This is a genomic window from Stenotrophomonas sp. GD03794 (assembly GCF_029842145.1).
In the GTDB taxonomy this organism is placed as follows: domain Bacteria; phylum Pseudomonadota; class Gammaproteobacteria; order Xanthomonadales; family Xanthomonadaceae; genus Stenotrophomonas; species Stenotrophomonas riyadhensis.
This window is the reverse complement of sequence record NZ_JAOCFV010000053.1, coordinates 1-23,430: the sequence shown is the minus strand read 5'-3', so window position 1 is coordinate 23,430 and position 23,430 is coordinate 1. Positions and strand designations below refer to the sequence as shown.

Genomic DNA, 23,430 nt, shown 5'->3' with positions numbered 1-23,430 from the left:
CGTTGGAGACCCCCATGCCGTACGTTGCCATTAAGCCCTAGGCGGGCAAGTCCGAAGAAGAAGAGCAGCGCATCGCCGACGCAATGACGCAGGCCCTCAAGGATTCCATCGGGTCGACCGCCGAATCGGTGTCCGTCTCAATTGAAGATGTGCAGCCGTCAGCGTGGATGGGCGAGATCTTCGAGAAGAATATCGTCAGGAACAAGCACTTGCTATACAAGCGGCCAGGTTATGCCGACATCCCCGAATGATCTGGGCGGGGTCGTTGCAGGCAACTCGTCTGGTGACCCGGTGGATGAGGTAGATGAGTATGCCCATCTCTGGGATGGGTCTGATCCCGGCTGGACGTTGAACCACACCCGATGGCACTCCGCCGAACTGGCCTTGGTGTTCGCGGCGTCGGGCCCTTCCATCAAGGAGATTGTCGCCTTGCGGAGTGCGCTACCGACTTACGCGGCTCGATCCGCTGCCGAGATCCTGTCCGCACTCAGAGGGTGTGAACGCGTCGCCCTCGGTACTCATCCCGCGTTCGAAGCGAGGGGAATCGCGGACCGCTGCCGAGGCGTGGGCCTCGCTGTCGAGTGGGTAGCGCGGGACGTCTCCCGTTACGTGCTCAGCAACAACGTTGCCGGATCCTGGCTGATCATTGAGGACGACGAACTTGCTAGGTCGGTCTATGACCGGGCGATGCGTGAAGGCATCCGAGTGGTTCACACCGACGCGTGATTCTCTGCGGCCTGGGCGTCAAACGCCCCAGCCCCGCTTCGCGCCGTTTATCCTCTTGAGGTACTGAACCCTCTGGAAACGAACGCCACGCGCACCAGTTCGCGGAGGCACGTTCATCTCGATTGTCGTCTGCTCTTGGCCGAAAGCAGACGCTAAGCGGGCAGGGGATCAGGAAGATCTATCGGGGGTAGGGAAGGGCGGTTCTGGACAGCTGTAGCCCAGCTCCCAATGATCTACTCAGGCGTCTCGCGAACGTTAGCCAGCAGATGCGTGGACCAATGTGTCAAGTATTTACGTTCGTGCTGTGGGCTTGGGTAGATTGCTTGAGCGAGTCGAATCGACGATAGTTTCGACTGACCGAGTCCGGCTAACGGCATCCATGTCCAAGCGCAAGCCCAAGAAGCCTCATCGACGCACGTTTCAGGCGTCCAAGCACCCGCTCAGCGACATGGAGAAGGCGCTCAATCGTAGTATCGAGGCCGTTCGCGCTCACCTGATTTCAGTGAATGCGATCGACGCGTATCTCGCCCTGCTCATTTCCGAACTGTGGTTGCCCAACCTTTCGGCGCAGGCCCGCCAAGCGTTGGCGCTGTCGGTCTTTGTCTCCCTCAAGGCGCCTGCCTTTGGCGAGGGGAGCCTGACCACCTACGCGCACTTCAGCGGCTTCATCAGCCGCTTGTACGAGTTGTTGCCCACGCTTCCCATGTTTGACGACTACGTGCCGGAGTTGGACTGGGGCCAGGTGCGCGTTGTCTTTGAAGGCAAGACCTATCGCCTCATGTACGGCGGTGCCTTCGAGCGCATGCCCGATTTCATCGAGACCTTTCGCCTGGCTAGTACCGGAGGCGGAGCGGGGCGCGTGGACATGCATGCCGCGCTGACGGTGCATGAGCAATTGTTGGACAACATTGCGCAGCCGAAGGCGGTTAGCGGCCTAGGCTCGGGACACCTTGAGGTGCCGCCGGAAACCTTCTGGGTACAGGCGCTGAAGGTGTTGCGGGCGATTCCAGGGGGCACCGCCAATCTGGCCCCGAGTCCAGCTCTCGTCGCTCGCCCCGGTGCCATCCCACCGCTGGACGCGGCCACGTTCATGACCAAATTTATGACGGGCAAGCTGTTGCCCTTCGCTTGGCTGGAGTTGGAAGGCCAGCGCTTCCCGCTCAGCCCGCGGAATCTTTGCGCCGTGGTGATCCAGCACTGGGAAGAGCGCGACGCCCGGCCAAGCGCTCAGCTGGAACGCGACACGGCGACGCAAGCCGCCCGGTTCCTCGAAGCGCGCTTTCGACCGAGGGACATCATCCCGGGGCCGCTGCGTGTGTCGCTTCGCCACGCAAAGCTGCCCGATCTGCAGGTCGGCGCATTGCTCAGCACGCGAGAGGCGCTTTGGCTGGTCGTCTTGGTCGATGTCCGGCGTGCGAAAGACTTGCCTGCGTCCGAGCAGCGGCTTCGCGCCTTGATAGATGAAGATGACGGATTGGTGGCGCAAGAACTGGCTACCGGCCAGATCATGCACATGCCGCTTCAGGGACGCTCGCCCGATACGGTGCGCCTGCTCGCGGTCATCGTCGCCCCCATCGCCGGCGGCGCCTCCGTCGTGATACCACATTCGTCCGACATTCGGACCTTATTCCTAGTGGATTTGGTGTCGATCGTCGAGTCGGTCGAGCGATCGCAGGACTTGGACGACTACTTCGCCTTCGTCGATGCCAATGAGGAGTCGGCCTCGCCCTTCACCGGTCCGATGGATAAATTTGCCGCGTATCGACAGTCCCACGGCGTGCTCATCAGCGGCGCGATTCGTCCGACAATGATCATGCTCGATCCGCACGGCGGGTCGAACTTTCGGTATGAGGCACTTCGAAGTTTCTGGGCTTCGGCACCGCGCCGGTTTCCGGACGACGCCCCCACCACGTGGAAGGTGAAGCCTGCCGACAAGACTTTGCGGCAGCTGACCCATCGCGGCCGCCCACAGCTATCGTGGTGCACTGACGGGACCGGTCCCACCTTGCATTTCATGCTCGATGTCGATGCACAAGACATCGAGGTTCGGAACGGCGGCTTGTTGGAGTTGTTCATCCACTGCGTAGCGGATGCATGGAATGAACGGGCGGAGTTGTTTCCCACGAATCTGTTCGCACAGCAACGCATCGTGACCCATTGTCGCGCCAACCTGGAACGCTTGCCGGCGGAAAGCGGCTGCGAGCCCTCGACCGAAGCGCTGCTCACCACTTGGAGAATTCGCGAGCGCAATGCCGATTCGCTCATCCTCGAAGTCGAAGTCGACCTTTCCCAAGTCGCGGCGGACCTGGAAGATGCCTCGGATGCCCGGTTCGAGGCGTTTTGCGCCGGCGAATGGCTCCGGGGCGCGTGCGTATTGTTAGGAATCCCCTTCGACGGACAGGTACAGCGCGCATTGGCGGCAACCGCTGACCGAACGCCGCGCTTCACCCTTTCTCACCGGGAGCGCACGGTAGACGTGCCCGATTACCCCGACCCGATATTGGCGGAACCCGAACACTTCAAGCTAGCCCGGCGCGACCTCGCGATGGAGTTCCGGGCCGAAGGCATCGCACCTGGCCGCTACGAACTCAAGCCAGCCAAAGCGGTGATCGATAAGATTCGCGATCGCTATCGGGCCTTGGTGCACGATCACATTCGCCAGTTTGATCGGCAGGCATTCGTGCACCTGGCGGTCGAGCAGTTCGATCACCTGGTCGCCGAGTACGACCGCGAGAGCACACGGCTTCGCGTGAGCCTGACGCACGACGTGGACTTTGATCGAACCGAGCAACAAGCCAAGGCGCACGAAGAATTCATCCAGATGACGCGAAATGTTCGCTACCTGCTGGAGTTGGCGTACAGTCGGGGCGAATCGGGGGGCACGGTGCCCACGGTAGAAGAGTGGCAACGACTGGTTGCGCAGGTTGATTGGCTGCTGGTGCTGTATGGAGCCAGCGACACCTTGCATAACGAACTGGAAGTCGGCGGCGTCGACGTGGACAGCGACTTCATCCCCGAAGTCTTCTACGACGGCAACGATGACCGGTCCTATCAGCAAGAAGCCGCAAACGAGCTGCTGGAGCTCGGCGCTGACGAAGACCGCGTCGCGTCGATGGACGAGGCGCAAAGGCAACGGCTCAATGCGGCTTTCGTGAGCAGCGTCGGTTTTTCCTTGGCCACCCTGTTGCCCGTGTTGGCGGTGCTGGGTCGGTGGGCAAGCGCCAAGGAGGGAGCGGTGCCGCTAGCGTGGTCGTACGAGGGGTCCAAGGCAGACGTCCTGGCGACCCTCAATGCGCACGTTCCGGTGCCGGTGCCACTGGCCGAGGTGGAAGCGGCGTTGAACTTTCTGACCCTCGACGCCAGCCGCGTCTGCTTGCTCACCGGTGTCGATAAGGAAACAGACGATGTGCCGATCTGGGAGCACCGCAAGCGCGCGCACCGCTACGGCATTCGCCCCATACTGCGGGTCGGGCAGGACCGGCTATTGTGGGGTGCAGCCGCTGCGCATCGCGCCTTAGGCATCTGGAATGGCTCGTTCTCGGATGGCTACCCGCCGGCTGACTTTGGGTATCCGGAGATTGAAGCTGTCGCTGAGGCAATCAAGAAGAACATCGAACATGACCTGGAAATGCGCGCTGTCGAAGTGTTTGGCCGGCATCTGACGTACGTCGAGCATGGCGTCGACTTCCATCGGCGGTTCAAGCGAGAAGGCTTCGAGGACGTCGGCGATTTCGACGTACTGGCCTACCACCCGGAAGACAACCGGTGGTTCATGGTCGAGTGCAAGTACAACAAGCCGGCGTTTTGCATCAAGGATATGCGACGCCTTCGCGAGGAAGTCTTCGGTAAGACGCCGACGACGGGGCAGCTAGCGAAGATCGCACGTCGGCGCGCGTTCCTGGAGACCCATGCGGCACGACTGCTCGAGCTATTGAAGTGGCCCAAGGGGCCCGTTGTCGAGCAGCGGATCGAGGACTTGTACGTGTGCCCGCGAATCTTCCCATTTATGCGCCGCACGCCGCGTCCGGTGCTCACTGAGTTCGTTCGTCTGGGCAAGCTCGACGCACTGGTACGCAGTCGCCTGGATGGTGGAGCGGAGCCCTGTGGGTAGGATCGGTAGTTATCCCGCGTTGGCGCGGGATTGGCATGATCGTGAAGAGCGCGGGGCAAGGGGTATGTAAGACCACTTTCGGCAAGCGCGGTTTCGACTTCATACTGATCGCGCAGCAGGGCTTACAGCTGGACCCGTTACTGCGCGGCCTTTACGAAGAGCACGTACACGTTCGGCAGACATCAATCTTGCGCAGCAAGACGAAACCAATCTAGGACCAGCGCGCAGCTACCACCGATCCCCAGCTGTACTGCATCGCCAGCGGCGAGGGGCTAGATGGAAATGGCCGCCACACTGAGGCCATGTGCACGTGCTTGACAGAGCAGGGGACACGTTACGAGCTTAGTCAACCGGAATGCCGCACGCTGGCGCACAATGGCCCGGTCTACAATCCGTGTAAGGCAACGCAGCCGCCTGCACCGGCACCGCCAATGCCGGCAGTGGCCGGCCAACGTAATACGGTCGGCATACCGGGCGCAGTGATCAGCCGCGGCGAACGCGCCAACGGCAGCATCAGTTCACGTGTCATAGCAGCAGCTTGCCGCCGAGCGTTCCACTCCATCAGCCCCATTGCGATCACGACCAACAGCGTCGCGCTGACCGCTATGTAAAGCCAGGGCGACGTTGGCTCACTGGCGGCGCTTGGGCCCCGGTACCGGCAGGACTGCTGCTGGCGGCTCGGCGTCGGGTCCAGCCATCGCTACCGCCGAACGCTGTTTGCGTGGGCTCACAACATCCCGCAGATTGACGACAGTCGCAGGACGCTGGCAAATGCCGTCGCTCCGATTGAGCCTGTTTCTGGAACTGTCGATCGATGAGGCCGAGCGGGCAGCTTCCATCATCCGGCGCCATTCCTCCGCTTGGCAGGTGGTGAACGACAGCCAGGCCAGATCCTCGGGAAGCAGCTCGCGACCTTCAGGAGTGATCAGGCGATCACCGAGGAAAGAGAAACCGGCCCAAGGGCCGGTCAGGTCAATACGGTGGTGCGGGTCGAACTCAATCATGCCGCGATCTCATCCTTGGCCGGGGTCCCGGGGCACAGGCAAGAGCCGAGCCAGAGGCCCAGCCATTGCCACGCGGAAGAGACGAAGGCTCGGATTGATGGTCGGCAGGGAATCATTACGTACAGGGCCAAAAGCTGCCTAAGCGACTGAATTTCAAGGTTGATTGCTCGTCTCTCGGGCAGGTTCTCCCCATCTATGGGGTCTGTTCAAGCACCTTGGCTGTGTAGCTCAGCGGCGCCACTTCCCTTTCAAGATCCAGGTGGTAATCGCCGAAGCGATTGATGTGGCTGGTCCGATAAGGCGACAGACCGGCCAGGATCTCGGGCGTCAGTTCGATCCCCTCCTTCCGCATCTCAGCCAACGTCCGGCTCATACCCTCCACGTTGTGGAGGATGATCATGTTGGCCACCAGCTGGCTGTACTTGATGATCTTGCGCTGCTCGTGTTGGACGTTCTCAGCGATGATCCCTTGGCTGCCAAAGAAGACCCACTTCACGAAGCCGTTGTATTCCTCGCTCTTGTTGGTCGCGGCATTGATCGTTTTGCGGATCTCGTTGTCATCAATGTAGCGAAGCAAGAACAGCGTTCGGACGGCCTTGCCAAGTTCCCGGAATGCGAAGTACAGCTTGTTCTTCCGGCTGTAGGTGCCCAGCCGGCGCAGGATCGAGGACGCGGTGATCTTGCCCAATCGGATTGAGATCACCACCCGCAGCATGTCGTGAAGATGGGTGGCGATCAGTTGCCAGTCGATGCTGTCCCCGAACAGTGCCTGGATGTTTTTATAGGCCCTGCCCGGTTCGGGCCGGAAGAATGTCAGGTCCTTGATGTTTCGGATTCTGGGCATCAGCTGGATGCCCAGCATGTGGGCCAAGCCGAAGACCGGATAGCTTTGGGCCTGCGTGTCGCCATGGACGATCTCAGGCTGGATGTCGGAAGTGTTGGCCAACAGGCCGTCCAGGATGTAGATGCCCTCGTGCACGCCACAGGGAATGAAGTGGCTGAACAGCGCCACGTATTTGTCGGACACATGGTAGTAGCCGATGCCGCCATAGCCGCCGTACCGGATGTGGTACTCCGACAGCAGGTTGTCTTCGTAGACGCTCCACTTGGTGCCATCTGCTGACGCGCTCTTACCGCTGCCCCAATAGCCAGGCAGGTCAAATTTGTTGTAGGTATTGATGACCTCTACGATGGCCTTCTCAAGCACATCCTCGGTCACGTATTTCAGGTTGAGCCAAGCGACCTGGCGCCGGCTGAAGCCCTTGATCGACCGCGCCGTCTGCGTCGGCCCCAGGTTGCAGCCATAGCAAAATAGCGTGGTGATCACGCGTCGGGGCAGATCTTCGACTTGGCTCTCGGTCCCGGCGATCGGGCGGAAAAAACGGTGCAGGTCCAGCCATTGGCTGGCATCGATCAGGACATCTACGATGCTGGACTCTGGGAGTCGTTCGGCGATGAGGCGATCCACGGTGGTAATCGCGCTGGAGACTTCGGCCCGTTGCCCCTTCCGCAGCACCAGGCGCCCATCCAGGATGTCCGCATGAACGTTCTCCGGGAAACGCGCGTCGACCTCATCGGCCAAAGCCGTCAATTGTGCGCGCAACCCCGCCACGAAAGACTCGGCGTCGGTGGGCAGGCCTGACACCTGGCCATAGGCTTCCAGTTCCTGGGCCAAGGTGGCCTCATCGACCAGCTGCTCGCGGTAATCGTCAAAGCGCTCGCTGCTGGGAATGAAGAGATCGCCGGACTTCAGTTCGTCCTTGACCTGCACCAGCACGGCCAGCTCGAAGTACTTACGGTGCATCCAGCCAGCTCCTGCCGCGCTGGCCCGTTTGCCGAACACGTGCTGACGCCAGAGCTTGGACATCCAGTCGAAGTCCTTTTCCGGGTCCAAACCGAGGAAAGCGACCTCGATCAGCTCACGGCGTTGGTTACGCAGCGAGAGCACGGCTGCGATCAAGGGCTCCATGCCGGCATCGTGGCTGGTCGCCCGCAAGTTCATGAGCTCCAGCCCATTGAACAGCAGCGGCCTGACCGCGCCGTAAGGTTGCAGCATGAAAGGCAGGTAGTTTTTCCCTGCGTAGGCCATATGTTCTTCGCATTCGGCCAGCAAGGTGGACACTTCCGCTTCCAGACTATTGTCGATCGCGTCCACGCGCTGGCTATCGCTGCCGTCGAGCTGGTAGGCCTGCAGGATCTCCTTGAGCTGGCCGATGAGGAAGTCGGCGCGTTTGGCATGTTCGAGCTGATAGGCCAGCAGCTTCTGCTGCGCGGTGTTCTCCAGCCCGCGCACCTGCTTGATGAACAACTCTGCCGCATCGTCTAATGTCTTGGCATGCTGGGCGCGGATGAAGATGGTGGCCAGCGCATAGCGCTTGTCCTCACCCAATTCGGCCAACTCGCTGGCGTCATACGCCCGGGCCATTGCACGGAATTGCTTGAGCTTGGGGACCGGTACATCGATTGGAGGCAGTTGCTCCGCCAACTGCTGCAGCATACGGATGTGCTGCAGATAGAACCGGACCTCTTTGTTGGTCGGCCGGCCAGGCTCGCGCTTGAGCGAATGCCAGCCGGTAAATTTGGATCCTTCCGGTGCGCGCAGTAGCTCATCAATCAGCGTGCGCGTGGCAGGCGTCAGTGCGTGGCTGATACTGCGGTAGTAGCCCAGGTTGACCCGTTCGCGCGCCCCGATAGCGGCCATCTCAAGGGTCCGGAAGCCTGGTAGCTCGTAGCGATGGTGCACCAGCTCTTCGAGCAGGACGTTCACGATGTCCGGGATGGTGTGCTTGGTCTGGGCTGCGGCGGTGGCCACTGTGTCCAGCCAAGACAACCCAGATTTGTCCAACGGGCGTACCCCAATGAACTGCCGAAGCTGCGGCATGTGCCGGCGTTTGCTGCCAGAGCTGTCATAGCGATCGAGCTGGTCAGAGGCCAGCACACGCCCGAGACGGGCGGCCTTGGCGATGTGCTGCCGGATCCGCTCAGGTACCTCCGCCAACAGCGTGAAGTAGCCTAAGCGTTGGAAGAGCTTTAGATGGATCAGTACCGCCAGCTGCGGACCCGGCTGGGTGGTCAGCTGCTTGGCAAATGCAATCTCAGCGGCGCTCGGGGTGTAGATCTCCTCCAGTTCCTTGGCGGTAGGATCAGGCTTCAGTCGCGGGTAGGCGGTCTCGTGAAGGGTAGCCATTGGATCCGGAGGTTATGAGGGGGGTCAATCCCAGTGGCGGCCGTCGTCTGTACTGAGAGACGCTTCCAGGAAACACTGGTGCGTATCGGCCATGCGGTGCATGTCATCGAGCAACGTGGCCAGGATTTCATCCAGATCCCGGTCGGGATCGGTGGGAACAGTCAACCGGTACTCGCTGCTGGCGGTGTTCAGCCGCACCGCTTGGAACGGGGCCAAGCAGATCTCTTCGATTCTGCCCCGGGCCTTGGCCGCGCCGCGGCCGGCGCGGGCAAACGGGGTCAGCACCATGCGTAGGAGCAGCTGCAGGGCAGATTTGACCTCGGGCGCCGGCAGCGCCATCGCCGGAGCTGGCGCGGTTGGGCTGGGCAGGCTCGCTTCAATGCGATCCCGGGCGAACGGGTCACGCCCGTCCAGGTAACGCATGGCCGACTGAACATCGCGCCAGCCCACGTACTCCATCAACGCCTTCATGTCCCAGCCCTGATCGTTGGCCCAACTAGCAAAGCCGCGGCGCAGCGAATGGCTGCTGTGGAGCCCCGCATCGGCAAAGCCGGCACTGGCCAGCAACTAGCGCAGCAGGCGCACCAAACTGTTGGGATGGAGCCCTTCGGCACTTACGTGGCCCCACTGGTTGATTGCCCGAAACACCGGCCCGTCTTGCACGTTTGCCGCCTGCAGCCACACTTGGGTCGCCTCTACCGGACACAGCCGCGACAACGCCGGCACCTTATGGGTAACGCCGGCCGCTTGGCGATCGCCCTTGCTGCGCGGCAGGAAGCAGGTCATCCCCTGTCCCGGCACCAGCGTGAGATGGGCCACTTCCAGACGCAGCAGTTCATCGCCACGGAAGCCACGCCAGAATCCGAGCAGCACCAACGCGCGATCCCGCTGATGGCGAAGCGCCGCCGCCCCGTCGCCCCGGGCATGGGCCGCAGCAATCGCTGCGGCCAGCCAGTCATCGAGCTCGACCAGCCGCCGGATCTGCAGTGGCGCAGCCTGCTTGACCCGGGTCGGGTGGAGGGTCTGAATCCCTTTAAGTACCTTGCGCACCAGTGGCGAGCGGGTGGGATCCACAAATCCGTGATCCCGATGCCAAAAAGCGATCGCCGCCAGGCGATGCCGCAGCGTGCTGGTGGCCAGGGTCTGCGCGTAGGTGGCCAAGTACCGCGCCACACTGTCTGGGGTGGCCGGAAGGTGTCCTTGCCACTCGACCTCAAAGTGCCGTAACGCCGAAGCGTAGCTGCGCACAGTGTTCTCGCGGGTGGCGGCATCAATGTACTGATCGAGGATAGTCACCTGGCCCAGAACACGCACGTTTCAAAGGTGGCCGGCCAATCGTCCATCATTCGACGCAACTATGCAGATTGTGCTAGGCTCTCCAGCCAGCGGCCGCAAACAACAGCGGACCCAACTCTACTCCCGAGCCAGTGCCCATAGTGATTACGCCGCCCTAAATCCTGTCATCGGATCAAGCCCGCAAGCGGGCTTAGGGTTGTTATTTCGTAAATCACACTGTTGGCCCGACGACCAGTCGGGACTAGGGATATTCTGTTTTGACTACGCTTACTCGACTGCGCCAGGACTGGCTCGGCAATATTCGTGGCGACTTGCTTGCCGGCATAGTTGTTGCGCTCGCTCTAATTCCTGAGGCCATTGCGTTCTCAATTATTGCCGGGCTTGATCCCCAGGTGGGCCTCTACGCCTCATTCTGCATTGCAGTGGTTATCGCCTTTACCGGCGGTCGTCCGGGAATGATCTCGGCAGCTACCGGGGCCATGGCGCTGCTGATGGTTGGCTTGGTGAAGGAGCACGGACTGCAGTATTTGTTGGCAGCGACGCTCCTAACCGGGATGCTGCAGATCTTGGCTGGCACGTTTAGGCTCGGGGCGTTGATGCGTTTCGTCTCGCGCTCGGTCATCACCGGTTTTGTCAATGCGCTGGCGATCCTGATTTTCCTGGCGCAGCTCCCCGAGCTAACCAACGTCCCTTGGACCGTTTATGCGATGGTCGCCGCAGGGTTGGCCATCATCTATCTGTTGCCACGCGTGACCAAGGTCATTCCCTCGCCGCTGGTGGCCATCGTGGTCCTGACGATAGTCGCGCTCCTGCTCAAGCTTGATATCCGCACCGTGGGGGACATGGGCGAACTACCCGACAGCTTGCCGGTGTTCTTGTTGCCTGATGTTCCCTTGAATCTAGAGACACTGAAGATCATTTTCCCGGTTTCCGCCACATTGGCGGTCGTGGGCCTGCTGGAATCGATGATGACTGCAAAGATCGTCGATGATCTGACCGATACGCCGAGCAACAAAAACCGCGAAGCGGTCGGTCAGGGCATAGCCAACATCGCATCCGGCTTTGTTGGCGGCATGGCCGGTTGCGCCATGATTGGCCAGTCTGTCATCAACGTTAAGTCCGGCGGTCGTGGTCGCCTCTCATCACTGGCCGCGGGCGTATTCCTATTGTTGATGGTGGTATTTGCAGGCCCTTGGGTAAAGCTGATTCCCATGGCGGCGCTGGTCGCTGTAATGATCATGGTCTCCATTGGCACTTTCAACTGGGGTTCACTGGCGGCACTTAAGGCAAATCCCAAGACTTCTAGTGTGGTGATGATCGCCACAGTTATCGTGACGGTGTCCACCCATGATCTGGCAAAGGGCGTTTTGATCGGCGTACTGCTCTCGGGGCTGTTCTTTGCTCGCAAGGTAGGCCAGGTGCTTCATATCGGCTCCACTTCTGAAGAAGGTGGGCGTCTGCGGTGCTACACCGTGACCGGGCAGGTTTTCTTTGCCTCGGCTGACCAGTTCATTGCTAGCTTCGATTTCCGCGAGGCTTTGGAGCGCGTTCAAATTGACGTGGGCCGTGCCCACTTCTGGGATCTCAGCGCGGTGGGCGCACTGGACACGGTTGTGGTGAAGTTCAGGCGTGAAGGTACTGAGGTCGAAATCCTAGGAATGAACGAAGCCAGTGCGACGCTGGTGGATCGCTTGGGCGTCCACGACAAGCCCGACGCCGTCGAGCGGCTGATGGGCCACTGAGGAAGCAACCATGACAGACAAGATTGGACACTCCCATATAGATCACAGCGGCAGTGTATTGGCCGCCACCGACGCATCCGCTTACAGCGAGAGCGTGGCGCATTACGCCGCTTGGGCAGCGCACAGACTGGAAGCCCCGCTGGAATACCTTCATGTGCTTGACCGCCATCCGGAAGCGGCCAGTACCGCGGACTTCAGTGGGAACCTCGGAGCGGATGCCCAGCCCAGGTTGCTGGAAGGGCTCGCCTTGCTGGACGAGACCCGCAGCAAGCTGGGCCAAGAACGAGGCCGCCTAGTGCTGCAACAGGCCAAGGGGATTGCGGCCGCTTTCCATGGCATCGAGGCGGAGACGCGGATGCGGCATGGGTCCTTGGTGGACACCCTCATCGAGTTGGAAGGCGATGCACGCCTGTTTGTCCTTGGCAAGCGTGGCGAGCATGCGGATTTCGCCAAGGGACACCTGGGCAGCCAACTGGAACGCGTGGTACGTGCAGTCCATCGCCCATTGCTGGTGGCGTCGCGCAGCTACACGGAAATCGAACGCGTGCTGATCGCGTTCGATGGGAGCGCCACGACCCGCAAGGGCGTGGAAATGGTGGCGGCCAGCCCGTTGTTCAGTGGACTCGATATCCGTGTGCTCACCGTCGGAGCGACCAATGCCACAAACGAAGCCGCATTGCGCTGGGCGCTGGACACGCTGGCCGCGGCCGGATTGTCTGCGGCCGGCGCGGTGCGACCGGGCGAAGCGGAAGAGGTGATCGGCCATTACATCCGTGACGAGCATGTGGATCTGCTGGTCATGGGGGCCTATGGCCACTCGCGTATCCGCCAGCTGATTGTCGGCAGCACCACCACCACGATGCTGCGCACCTGCCGCGTCCCGGTGCTCCTTCTCCGTTGACGCCAACCACCGGCAGTAAGTCAAATGACCGAAGCATCAACCAAGCATAAATCCACTGAAACAATCAATCGAAACCACCTCCATCGAATGATGGACGAACTGCTGGAGATCGCTGATGTTCGACTGGGCGGTGATCGCCCATGGGATATCCGGTTGCTGGTCGATGGCGTCCCGGAGCGCGTATTTGCACAGGGCAATCTCGGCCTTGGGGAAAGTTACATGAACGGCGCATGGGAGTGCGATCGGCTGGACGAACTGTTCGATCGCATCCTGCGTGCGCGGCTCGATCGCCACGTCAAACCGTTGCGGCTCATGTTTCATTCGCTACGGGCCAAGCTGCTGAATCGGCAGACATCGCGACAGGCCTGGGAAGTCGGCGAGGCCCATTACGACCTCGGGAATGATTTCTACACGGCAATGCTGGACCCGCGCATGACCTACACCTGCGGCTACTGGGCCGATGCGAAGAACCTGGCGGAGGCGCAGGAAGCCAAGCTCGACATGATCTGCCACAAGTTGCGCCTGGAGCCCGGCATGCGGGTGCTCGACATCGGTTGTGGCTGGGGCAGCTTCATGGCGTACGCCGCCGAGCACTACGGCGTTGAGTGCGTGGGGGTGACGGTTTCGAAGGAGCAGACCGCATGGGCGACGGAGCGTTATGCCGACCTGCCACTGGAGTTCCGGCTGCAGGACTACCGCTCCATCAACGAGCGCTTCGATCGCATCGCCAGCGTCGGCATGTTCGAGCATGTGGGTCGCAAGAACCATCGCAGCTACATGGAAGTAGCTCATCGCTGCCTGGCCGATGACGGCCTGTTCCTGCTTCACACCATCGGCAAGAACCGGCGCAAGTCCACTACCGACCCGTGGATCGATCGCTACATTTTCCCGAACGGCGAGTTGCCGTCGATTGGCCAGATCGGTGATGCTTGCGACGAGCTCTTCGTCGTCGAGGATCTGCACAACTTCGGCGCCGACTACGACAACACATTGATGGCGTGGCATGCCAACTTCGAGCAGGCATGGCCTCATTTCGAGGACGAACTGGGGCAACGGTTCCATCGGATGTGGCGCTACTACCTGTTGTCCTGCGCCGGTGCATTCCGCGCCCGCGACCTGCAACTGTGGCAGTGGGTGCTGTCCAAGGATGGGGTTCGTGGCGGCTATCAGCGCCCAGAAGGCCCGAGGTAATCCCCCGTCGTTTGACGGGGGACTTGACATGCTATGATTTAGTGAAATTCACGATACAACACCCCTCCGCCTGTCTCGTCGATCTTGAGGATGGCCTCAAGCTCTACTAGGTGATGTGGTTTCCGCACAATGGGGTGCGGTTCAGAGGGTCAAGACGAGGCTCTCTCATGACCACTCCAATCTAACGCTCACTTCTTGGCCGCGGGCGCAATGCCCGCTTCCGGATGCCGCTCCCGGCATACCGCCTACCAAGATGAGGAGTCACCATGTCCGTACACGTTCAAAGTCTGGACGAATTCTTCAGCATGCTCGTAGAGGAGCAGCGGGACATTCGCATCACCCTCGCCGGTTTGGAAGACGCGGGCCAACCCGTCGCCCTCGATCAGACCACGCAAGGCCGCGTCAGCAGGATCGACGCCATCTCCCAGCAGCACATGGCCAAGGCGGGCAGCAGTCGCCTGATGATCCAGTTGGATCGGATCAAGGCGGCGCTGGATCGCTACGAATCGGGGCGCTACGGCATTTGCTGCCGATGTGAACTCGAAATCGGGCATGGCCGTTTGATGGCCGATCCCGCCGCGCCTTTTTGCCTGGAGTGCACCGAGGAACTGGCCGAGGCGAAACAGCACAACATGCGCCGAAACGCCGGTCGCTGAGTCCGCGCGGCACCCATTGGGCCGCCTCTGCGGTGGTCGGCATATCCTTGTTGATGAAAGGAAAACATAATGAATCTGATGACGAATGCACCGGCTAAATTACCGGTCGTGAAGCGCTGCGCCTTCGGGGCGCATGAACTCACCCTCGAAACCGGCGAGATCGCCAAGCAGGCGTCCGGCGCGGTCATAGTCCGCATGGGCGATACGGTGGTGCTGGTAACCGCGGTCGGCAGCAAGCGCGCGAAAGATGGACTCGACTTCTTCCCGCTCACCGTCGAGTACCGGGAGCGCTTCTACGCAGGCGGTCGTATCCCCGGTGGTTTCTTCAAGCGCGAGGGTCGCCCGACCGAAAAGGAAATCCTGACCTCGCGCCTGATCGACCGGCCGGTAAGACCACTGTTTCCCGATCAGTTCCGCCACGAGGTCCAGGTCATTGCGACCGTGCTGTCCGTCGATCCGTTGATCGATCCCGATATTCCAGCCATGGTCGGCGCCTCCGCCGCGCTGCGCTTGTCGGGGTTGCCGTTCAAGGGGCCGATTGGAGCGGTCCGCATCGGCCGCCACGGCGACAGTTTTCTGGTCAACCCGACCACCGAAGAGCTCAAGGCCTCCGACCTCAATCTGGTCGTCGCCGGCACCCGGCACGGCGTGTTGATGGTCGAGCCCGAAGCCAACGTGCTCTCGGAGGAGATCATGCTGGCGGCGGTGTCGCTTGGCCACCACGCCATGCAGCCCGTGATCGAAGCGATCGAGGAACTCGCCCAAGAAGCGAAGGTGACCAAGTGGGAGTGGAGCCATCCACCACGCGACCTGGCCCTGGCCGATACGGTGCGCACACAGATTGGAAACAACCTCAACAGCGCCTTGCTGATCACCGACCGGATCGCACGCAAGAAACGAGTGCAGGCGATCAGAAATGAAGTGTTGATTGCGCTAGCTGCACCGACGACCTCGGCAACGGGTTGGGAGGTCGCCCAAGTCCGCGCGGAGCTGGACGACCTCGAGTACACCGCTGTGCGCCGCATGGTGCTGCAGGATCGGCGTCGGCTGGACGGTCGCGGTCTCGAAGACGTACGTCCGATCTCGATCCAACTCGGCGTGCTGCCGCGCACTCATGGCTCGGCGGTGTTCACACGCGGCGAAACCCAAGCCATCGTGACCACCACGCTCGGCACTACGCGTGACGGCCAGGTCATCGATGCCGTCACCGGCGAGTACAAGGAACACTTCCTTTTCCACTACAACTTCCCGCCTTACTGCGTCGGCGAGACGGGTCCGATGATCGGCCCAAAGCGACGCGAAATCGGCCACGGCCGTCTGGCCAAGCGTGGCGTCGCCGCGATCATGCCGTCGATGGAAGCATTCCCTTACACCATTCGAATAGTGTCGGAGATCACCGAGTCCAATGGTTCTTCCTCGATGGCTTCAGTGTGCGGCAGCTCGCTGGCCCTGATGGCTGCGGGCGTTCCGGTCAAGGGGCCTGTGACAGGCATCGCCATGGGCCTGGTCAAGGAAGGCGATCGGTTCGCGGTGCTGTCCGACATCCTGGGTGACGAGGACCACCTGGGCGATATGGATTTCAAGGTCGCCGGCACTATCGACGGTATCTCGGCCCTGCAGATGGACATCAAGATCGACGGCGTGACCGCCGAGATCATGGAGGTGGCATTGGCGCAGGCGCGAGAAGGGCGACTGCACATCCTTCGGGAGATGGCCAAGGCCATCCAGGCCCCGCGCGAGCAGATGTCGGAGTTCGCACCGCGCCTGCTGACGATCAAGATCCATCCGGACAAGATCCGCGAGGTGATCGGCAAGGGCGGGGCCACCATCCAGGCGCTCACCAAGGAAACTGGCACGCAGATCGATATCCGGGACGACGGCACGATCGTGATCGCTTCGACCAGCGGCGGAGCCGCCGACACGGCGCGCAGGCGTATCGAACAGATCACGGCCGAAATCGAACCGGGTCGGGTCTACGAAGGTAAGGTGGCAAAGGTGCTTGACTTCGGCGCGTTCGTCACCATCGCGCCGGGCAAGGTCGGACTGGTGCACGTCTCGCAGATTTCTGACGAGCGAGTGGAAAACCCGAATTCCGTTCTGTCGGAAGGGGATGTGGTGAAGGTCAAGGTCCTGGAAGTGGACATGCAGGGTCGGGTTCGGCTTTCGATGAAGGCGGTGGACGGAACGAAAGTGTTGCTGCCGGAGTCGGCGTATGCCGGGGGTTCTGGCGGCTCCCCTCCGGCATGCGTTTTTATTGCGGAGGAACGGTCATGACGCACAGAGAGATCCTTTTCGATAATGATGCGCGGCTGCGCCTGCTGCGCGGCGTCAACATTCTCGCCAATGCCGTCAAGGCCACCCTGGGCCCGAAGGGCCGCAACGTCGTGCTCGAAAAGAGCTTCGGCGCCCCGACCATCACCAAGGACGGCGTGTCTGTCGCCAAGGAAATCGAACTGGCTGACAAGTTCGAGAACATGGGCGCGCAGATGGTGAAGGAAGTTGCTTCCCGCACCAACGATGACGCCGGCGACGGCACCACCACCGCCACCGTGCTGGCCCAGGCCCTGATCCGCGAAGGCGCCAAGGCCGTTGCTGCCGGCATGAACCCGATGGACCTCAAGCGCGGTATCGACAAGGCCGTGATCGCCGCCGTCGCCGAGCTGAAGAACATCTCCAAGCCGACCACCGACGACAAGGCGATCGCCCAGGTCGGTACGATCTCGGCCAACTCCGACGAATCGATCGGCAACATCATCGCCGAAGCGATGCGCCGCGTGACCAAGGAAGGCGTGATCACCGTTGAAGAAGGCTCGGGCCTGGAAAACGAGCTGGACGTCGTCGAAGGCATGCAGTTCGACCGCGGCTACCTGTCCCCGTACTTCATCAACAACCAGCAGTCGCAGACCGCTGACCTGGACGATCCGTACGTGCTGCTGCACGACAAGAAGATCTCCAACGTGCGCGACCTGCTGCCCGTGCTGGAAGGCGTGGCCAAGTCCGGCAAGCCGCTGCTGATCATCGCCGAAGACATCGAAGGCGAAGCGCTGGCGACTCTGGTGGTCAACACCATCCGTGGCATCGTCAAGGTCGTGGCCGTCAAGGCACCGGGCTTCGGCGACCGTCGCAAGGCGATGCTGGAAGACATGGCCGTGCTGACCGGCGGCACCGTGATCTCCGAGGAAATCGGTCTGTCGCTCGAAAAGGCGACGATCAAGGACCTGGGCCGCGCCAAGAAGGTGCAGGTCTCCAAGGAAAACACCACGATCATCGATGGCGCCGGCGAGAAGGCCAACATCGAATCGCGTGTCACCCAGATCAAGACCCAGATCGAAGACACCTCGTCGGATTACGACCGCGAGAAGCTGCAGGAGCGCGTTGCCAAGCTGGCCGGCGGCGTGGCGGTGATCAAGGTCGGTGCGTCGACCGAGATCGAGATGAAGGCAAAGAAGGCCCGCGTCGAAGACGCCCTGCACGCCACGCGTGCGGCGGTGGAAGAAGGCATCGTCCCGGGCGGCGGCGTCGCGCTGCTGCGCGCCAAGGCCGCGATTGCAGGCCTGAAGGGCGCCAACGAAGACCAGAACCACGGCATCCAGATCGCCCTGCGCGCGATGGAAGCACCGCTGCGCGAGATCGTCGCCAACGCCGGTGAAGAGCCATCGGTCGTGGTCAACAAAGTCAAGGAAGGCAGCGGCAATTTCGGCTACAACGCCCAGACCGGCGAATACGGCGACATGGTCGCGTTCGGCATCCTCGATCCGACCAAGGTCACCCGCTTGGCCTTGGAGAATGCGGCCGCTGCTGCCCGCATGTTCCTCAGCAGCGGCGTCGCGATTGCCGAAGCAGAACCGCCGGGCGCGGTGCAATCGGAAGACGGCTGATGTCCCGCCTCAACACGATCCTGCGCCTACCGGTCATCCATCGGGCTGATGCGACCGAGCTCGGCCCGTATTGCCTGGAACAGGTGCATCTCGAATTCGCGAACGGGGAGCGACGGCTCTACGAGCGGCTCCACACCCGCTCACCTGGAAGCGTCATCATCGCCGCGATGCCCGATCCGCACACGGTACTTTTGATTCGCGAGTACGCGGTGGGCACCCATCGATACGAACTTGGCCTGCCCAAGGGACGTATGGACCCCGGCGAGTCGATTCTCGAGGCCGCCAATCGCGAGCTGAAGGAAGAGGTCGGAATGGGCGCCAAGGTTATGCGCTATCTGCGGCCACTGACCTTGGCCCCCACCTACATGAGCAACGCCATCCATCTGGTACTGGCGGAGGACCTGTACCCGGAGCGCTTGCCGGGGGACGAACCCGAAGAGCTCGAGGTGGTCCCTTGGCAGCTCGATCGCCTCCACGAATTGGCCCTGCGCGAGGACTGCTCTGAAGCGTGCTCGATCGCGTCGCTGTTCATCGTGCGCGAGGTGATGCGGGAGCGTGGGGGTTAGACGTCCGGCATCAATGCCTATCGAGCACGCGGTCGACGTCCGCGCCGATCAATTGCCGATTCGACCGGAGGTGAGGGGTTCATGAACGTGATGGTTTCCCCTGCGCTGCACGCGACCCACGGCTTGGGAGTGTCGCAGTGCTCGCAGTACATCGTCCGCGCCGATGGCTTGAGGTAGATCGTGACGGTCCGGCTGTCATCCTCAGGCCACGCCACGCGCTCTACCCGATAGCCTTCCCGGCCATCCAGCTTTTCGATCGTCTTCCGGTCCAGCATGGCTGCATCCTCGAATCTAGGAAATCAGGCCTCAAGGGCACCGTTGGTCAGCCGAGGCTCCACGGTAATCCGCAAAGAACCATTTTTACACGGACAACCCCTAGTCCGCGCGACCCACGGCTTGGGAGTGCTCGCGTGTGGCTGTGAAGCAAATCTTCGGTGCACGTTCCTGCGCCATCTGCAGGTTGACGCGACTGGGTGCCAGGTAGACCAGGGCTCCGGAAGCATCGAGCGCAAGATGGGTTGCCGCCTTCTCACGGAACTCTTCGAGATCGGAATCGCTCTCAGCCTGGATCCAGCGCGCAGTGTGGATCTGGACCGGTTCGAAACTCGCTTCCACGCCGTACTCGTCCTTTAACCGATAGGCCACCACCTCGAACTGCAGGGTTCCGATTGCCCCGAGGATCAGGTCGTTGGACAACAGTGGCCGGAAAAACTGCGTGGCTCCCTCTTCAGACAACTGGGTCAGACCCTTTTGCAAATGCTTGAGACGCAACGGGTCCCGCAGGCGGATGCGCCGGAACAGCTCGGGGGCAAAGCTCGGTATGCCGGTGAACTGCAACGGATCGCCGACGGTGAACGTGTCGGCGATGGCGATCGTGCCGTGGTTATGAATGCCAATGACGTCGCCCGGGTAGGCGTGCTCGGCCAACTCACGCTCGGACGCCATGAACGTCAAGGCATCGCCAAGCCGCATCTCCTTGCCCGTGCGGACATGGAGTGCCTTGATGCCGTGCTGATAGCTGCCGGAGCACACGCGCAGGAAGGCGACGCGGTCGCGATGCAATGGATCCATATTGGCCTGGATCTTGAACACGAAGCCACTGAAAGCCGGCTCCTCTGGCGAAACCTTCCTCAGGGATGCGTCGCGTGGCTTGGGTGCCGGCGCATGCGTGACGAAGAAGTCGAGCAGCAACTGGACACCAAAGTTGTTCACCGCCGAGCCGAAGAATACCGGAGTCTGCAGACCTGCCAAATACAGTTCGCGATCGAAGGGATGAGACGCGCCCTGAACCAGGGCCAGCTCCTCCCGGACCTCATCGAGGAGCTGCGCTCCGACGCGCTTGACCAGTGCAGGATCCTCTATGGATGGGAAGATCGTCGAATCCTGTCGCGTGAAGTTCTTGCCAGTTTCGAACAGGTGGACCTCGCCGGTCATCAGATGGATCACGCCCTTGAGCCTCGATCCCATGCCGATCGGCCAGGTGATCGGTGCGCAGGGGATGTCGAGGACGCGCTCGACCTCGTCCAGCAGTTCGACCGGCGACTTGCCTTCGCGGTCGAGCTTGTTGATGAAGGTCATGATCGGCGTGTCCCGCAGCCGACAGACCTCCATCAGCTTGATCGTGCGCTCTTCCACGCCCTTGGCGCAGTCGATGACCATCAGCGCCGAATCGACCGCGGTCAGCACACGGTAGGTGTCCTCGGAGAAGTCGGCATGCCCCGGCGTATCGAGCAGGTTGACGATGCGGCCATCGTAGGGGAACTGCATCACCGACGAGGTGACCGAAATGCCGCGTTCCTTCTCCAGCGTCATCCAGTCGGACGTGGCGTGCTTGGCTGACTTCCGGGACTTGACGCTACCGGCCTGGCGAATGGCGCCGCCAAACAACAGAAACTTCTCGGTCAGGGTGGTTTTCCCGGCATCCGGGTGCGAAATGATGGCAAACGTGCGGCGGCGCGCGGCCTCCGCGGTATGGGTCGGCATAAGACTCCCTCAAGCGCTGTGCGCTGTAACCACGTCTTGACGATCTAGGCCCAGGCTGGGTCTAGGGCGGCATTGGCGTGGTCGTGGGAGAAGAATGGGCCATTCGCGCTCAATTTTAACCCAGCACGAGGCCCCTCTGGATGGCCTGGTCGATAGAGGTGCCATAGGCGTCTGCAGGGGCGTCTCCTCTCGGACCGTTTCGTACGTGCCACCGGTGAAATCTGGAGCAAAAAGACGATCAGGCGGGATAATTCAATATTATCCCGTATAACTATTTTCGCCGACGAGCGGTCGTCTACCTGCTTTAATAGTATGTAATTACATGGTATGTAATACATTACGAAATAAAGTGGGGTGGCACGATGGCGCGCGCAGGACTCTATAAGAGTGACGTCCAGAAGGCGCGCGACGCGCTGCTGGCCCAAGGCAAGAAGCCGTCAGTCGACGCGGTGCGAGTGGCCTTGGGCAACACGGGCTCCAAGACCACGATCCACCGCTACTTGCGTGAACTGGAAGGAGAGGAAGGCGGCGGTCCGGCGAGGACGGTAGCCGTTAGTGATGCTTTGCAGGACTTGGTTGCGCGCTTGGCCTCGCGGCTCCAGGAGGAAGCAGAGGCCATCCTCACCCAGGAGCGTGAGCGCCATCAGGCTGAGCTCCACAGTCGGCAACAGGCGCTTTCCGGTGCCCAAGAGGAGGCTGCCGCCTTGAGCAGTCGGCTGCAGCGCACCGAAGCAAGCCTGCACCAAGAGCAAGCTGCTCACGCCCTCCTTCAACAGAATCTAGGTGACAGGATCGCGGAAATCGCCCAGTTGAACGAGCGCATCGCTGGCATGACGGTGCGGCTGGCTGATCATGAGGCGCATACGCGTTCTCTGGAGGACAAGCATGCCCATGCCCGGGAAGCGCTTGAGCACTACCGCACTTCAACCAAAGAGCAGCGTGAGCAAGAGCTTCGCCGTCACGAGCATCAGGTCCAAGAGCTGCAAGTAGCCTTACGTCAGGCCAATGAAGCCTTGGGCGCGAAGAATCAGGAGCTGTTGGTGCTGAACCGCGACAATGGTCAATGGCTGGAGCGCCACGGGCGGATTGAGCGTGAGCTTGCCCAGCTACGACAGGCCCACGAAGGCCAACACAGCGAGGTCGTGGCGTTGCGCCAGACCGCGACGGACTATTTGGCACTGCAGGAGCGCTGGAAGACTGACGCCAAGACCTTGGATACCATGCGCAACGAGCTAGCTCAAGTTCAAGACACCCTTGCGCGGGAGCGTGAGCGCCGCGAGAGCGCTGAAGCCGATGCGTTGCGTGCCAATGCACGTCTTGAAGCGCTAGAGCCTCTACTGAATCAACTGACGCCAGCACAAAATGCGGTGAAGAAAACTCGGCGCGGCCATGCGCAAGATGGGGGAGCCGACTGACGAGGCTGCTCGTTTGTCTGCTAGCGGCTGGGGTGGCGCTCACCTGTCCAGTACGCCCATTCCATAGGGACGACCCAATCTACAAACAGTTTGGCTACTGAGGACTCCGGTGCCAAATGATAGGGCTTGAACATGCCTTGCTCGGGCGAACTGGTCATCAGGTAGCGCAGGCGCTTCTGGACCTCCTGAAAGATGGCTTCCCGCACATGGGCGCTGTCGTGCACGCCAAGACGCATCGCCACCGAGGCACCTTGGCGTACCGCCGCCCAGCAGCAGTAACGCTACCGCGCGATCGGCAAGCCCCGCGGTCCGGATTGAAAGACGAACCCCACATCACGTGCCCAGCCTGGGTCGAAGTGATGTTTGAGCAATTGCTGCTCCAGAAACTGCTCGGTCTCCCAGAGTGCAAGTTCATCCCACAGCTCCAGTTTCGCGTCCGCCAAGTCTACATCGTGTGCCATATCGCCGAGTTGGTCTTCCAGCACCGGGAGCAGGTGCCTGCGCTCGTGGGTAGACCAGGCGAAAGCCCATTGCAGATCTTCGATGGGCGTGACCTCGGCATCGGGGCGGATCTGCCATCGATCCGCTGGCCAGGGAACTTGGATCAAGGCCAAGTCTCGCAGCGTGTCCAGCACCAGCAAGGTGGAGCGGCGTGTGGGCGCCACCGGTAGGCGTCGTAGCTGCGCGGCTAACAGTGCGGCTAGGAAAAGGGTGCCACGAAGGCCCAACTCCTCGATGCTGGCGACCCCAGATGGCGTCATTGACGAGGTTCCG

Annotated in this window: 14 protein-coding genes and 4 pseudogenes; 11 read left to right on the top strand and 7 right to left on the bottom strand. The window is 61.4% G+C overall.

All coding sequences use genetic code 11. The features are described from left to right. Window positions 1–56 precede the first annotated feature (56 nt). From N5D91_RS20225 to N5D91_RS20215, 3 genes and pseudogenes are all read left to right on the top strand, one after another. Window positions 57–251 (top strand): annotated as a pseudogene (locus N5D91_RS20225) (hypothetical protein); the annotation flags it as partial. Between the two features lie 40 nt (window positions 252–291). Further along, a complete protein-coding gene (locus N5D91_RS20220; protein ID WP_164160458.1) occupies window positions 292–726 on the top strand; it encodes a hypothetical protein in 435 nt (144 codons plus the stop codon). Between the two features lie 379 nt (window positions 727–1,105). Then, the gene (locus tag N5D91_RS20215; RefSeq protein ID WP_180846728.1) at window positions 1,106–4,837 is read left to right on the top strand and encodes a hypothetical protein; all 3,732 of its coding nucleotides are present in this window, start codon (window positions 1,106–1,108) and stop codon (window positions 4,835–4,837) included. Window positions 4,838–5,466: 629 nt separating this feature from the next. Here the strand turns inward: N5D91_RS20215 and N5D91_RS20210 are convergent. The 3 genes and pseudogenes from N5D91_RS20210 to N5D91_RS20200 form a co-directional block, all read right to left on the bottom strand. Beyond that, a complete protein-coding gene (locus N5D91_RS20210) occupies window positions 5,467–5,841 on the bottom strand; it encodes a DUF3653 domain-containing protein (protein ID WP_164160462.1) in 375 nt (124 codons plus the stop codon). A gap of 193 nt (window positions 5,842–6,034) precedes the next feature. Beyond that, complete coding sequence (locus N5D91_RS20205) at window positions 6,035–9,028, bottom strand: Tn3 family transposase (protein WP_005413434.1); 2,994 nt, start codon at window positions 9,026–9,028, stop codon at window positions 6,035–6,037. A gap of 24 nt (window positions 9,029–9,052) precedes the next feature. Further along, a pseudogene (locus N5D91_RS20200) lies at window positions 9,053–10,324 on the bottom strand (site-specific integrase). A 257-nt stretch (window positions 10,325–10,581) separates the two neighbouring features. Here N5D91_RS20200 and N5D91_RS20195 point away from each other — a divergent pair. The 7 genes from N5D91_RS20195 (at window position 10,582) to nudE (ending at window position 19,258) form a co-directional block, all read left to right on the top strand. Further along, window positions 10,582–12,066 carry a SulP family inorganic anion transporter gene (locus tag N5D91_RS20195; protein ID WP_086016262.1) on the top strand — a complete coding sequence of 495 codons (1,485 nt, stop codon included), beginning with the start codon at window positions 10,582–10,584 and terminating at the stop codon, window positions 12,064–12,066. 10 nt (window positions 12,067–12,076) lie between these two features. Continuing rightward, the gene (locus N5D91_RS20190; RefSeq protein ID WP_046272807.1) at window positions 12,077–12,967 is read left to right on the top strand and encodes a universal stress protein; all 891 of its coding nucleotides are present in this window, start codon (window positions 12,077–12,079) and stop codon (window positions 12,965–12,967) included. A 24-nt stretch (window positions 12,968–12,991) separates the two neighbouring features. Continuing rightward, window positions 12,992–14,158 carry a cyclopropane fatty acyl phospholipid synthase gene (cfa, locus tag N5D91_RS20185; protein WP_005413430.1) on the top strand — a complete coding sequence of 389 codons (1,167 nt, stop codon included), beginning with the start codon at window positions 12,992–12,994 and terminating at the stop codon, window positions 14,156–14,158. A gap of 266 nt (window positions 14,159–14,424) precedes the next feature. Next, the gene (locus tag N5D91_RS20180) at window positions 14,425–14,814 is read left to right on the top strand and encodes a TraR/DksA C4-type zinc finger protein (protein WP_046272806.1); all 390 of its coding nucleotides are present in this window, start codon (window positions 14,425–14,427) and stop codon (window positions 14,812–14,814) included. A gap of 69 nt (window positions 14,815–14,883) precedes the next feature. Beyond that, the gene (gene pnp / locus N5D91_RS20175; RefSeq protein ID WP_180855533.1) at window positions 14,884–17,088 is read left to right on the top strand and encodes a polyribonucleotide nucleotidyltransferase; all 2,205 of its coding nucleotides are present in this window, start codon (window positions 14,884–14,886) and stop codon (window positions 17,086–17,088) included. After that, window positions 17,085–18,692: a chaperonin GroEL gene (gene groL / locus N5D91_RS20170; RefSeq protein ID WP_005413427.1), complete on the top strand. Its 1,608-nt coding sequence runs from the start codon at window positions 17,085–17,087 to the stop codon at window positions 18,690–18,692. The genes pnp and groL overlap by 4 nt, the downstream gene beginning before the upstream one ends. Next, a complete protein-coding gene (gene nudE / locus N5D91_RS20165) occupies window positions 18,692–19,258 on the top strand; it encodes an ADP compounds hydrolase NudE (RefSeq protein WP_032966771.1) in 567 nt (188 codons plus the stop codon). The genes groL and nudE overlap by 1 nt, the downstream gene beginning before the upstream one ends. 134 nt (window positions 19,259–19,392) lie before the next feature. On the opposite strand, the pseudogene N5D91_RS20160 reads toward nudE, so the two are convergent. Beyond that, window positions 19,393–19,533: pseudogene (locus tag N5D91_RS20160) on the bottom strand (ISL3 family transposase); the annotation flags it as partial. 100 nt (window positions 19,534–19,633) lie between these two features. Further along, the gene (locus tag N5D91_RS20155; RefSeq protein ID WP_005413425.1) at window positions 19,634–21,241 is read right to left on the bottom strand and encodes a peptide chain release factor 3; all 1,608 of its coding nucleotides are present in this window, start codon (window positions 21,239–21,241) and stop codon (window positions 19,634–19,636) included. A gap of 362 nt (window positions 21,242–21,603) precedes the next feature. On the opposite strand from N5D91_RS20155, the gene N5D91_RS20150 reads away from it, so the two are divergent. Next, window positions 21,604–22,656 carry a DNA-binding protein gene (locus N5D91_RS20150; RefSeq protein ID WP_032961134.1) on the top strand — a complete coding sequence of 351 codons (1,053 nt, stop codon included), beginning with the start codon at window positions 21,604–21,606 and terminating at the stop codon, window positions 22,654–22,656. A gap of 20 nt (window positions 22,657–22,676) precedes the next feature. On the opposite strand, the gene N5D91_RS20145 is transcribed toward N5D91_RS20150, so the two are convergent. Together N5D91_RS20145 and N5D91_RS20140 are read right to left on the bottom strand one after the other, a co-directional pair. Further along, window positions 22,677–22,898: a hypothetical protein gene (locus N5D91_RS20145; protein WP_012480221.1), complete on the bottom strand. Its 222-nt coding sequence runs from the start codon at window positions 22,896–22,898 to the stop codon at window positions 22,677–22,679. 39 nt (window positions 22,899–22,937) lie between these two features. Further along, window positions 22,938–23,430 (bottom strand): annotated as a pseudogene (locus N5D91_RS20140) (hypothetical protein); the annotation flags it as partial.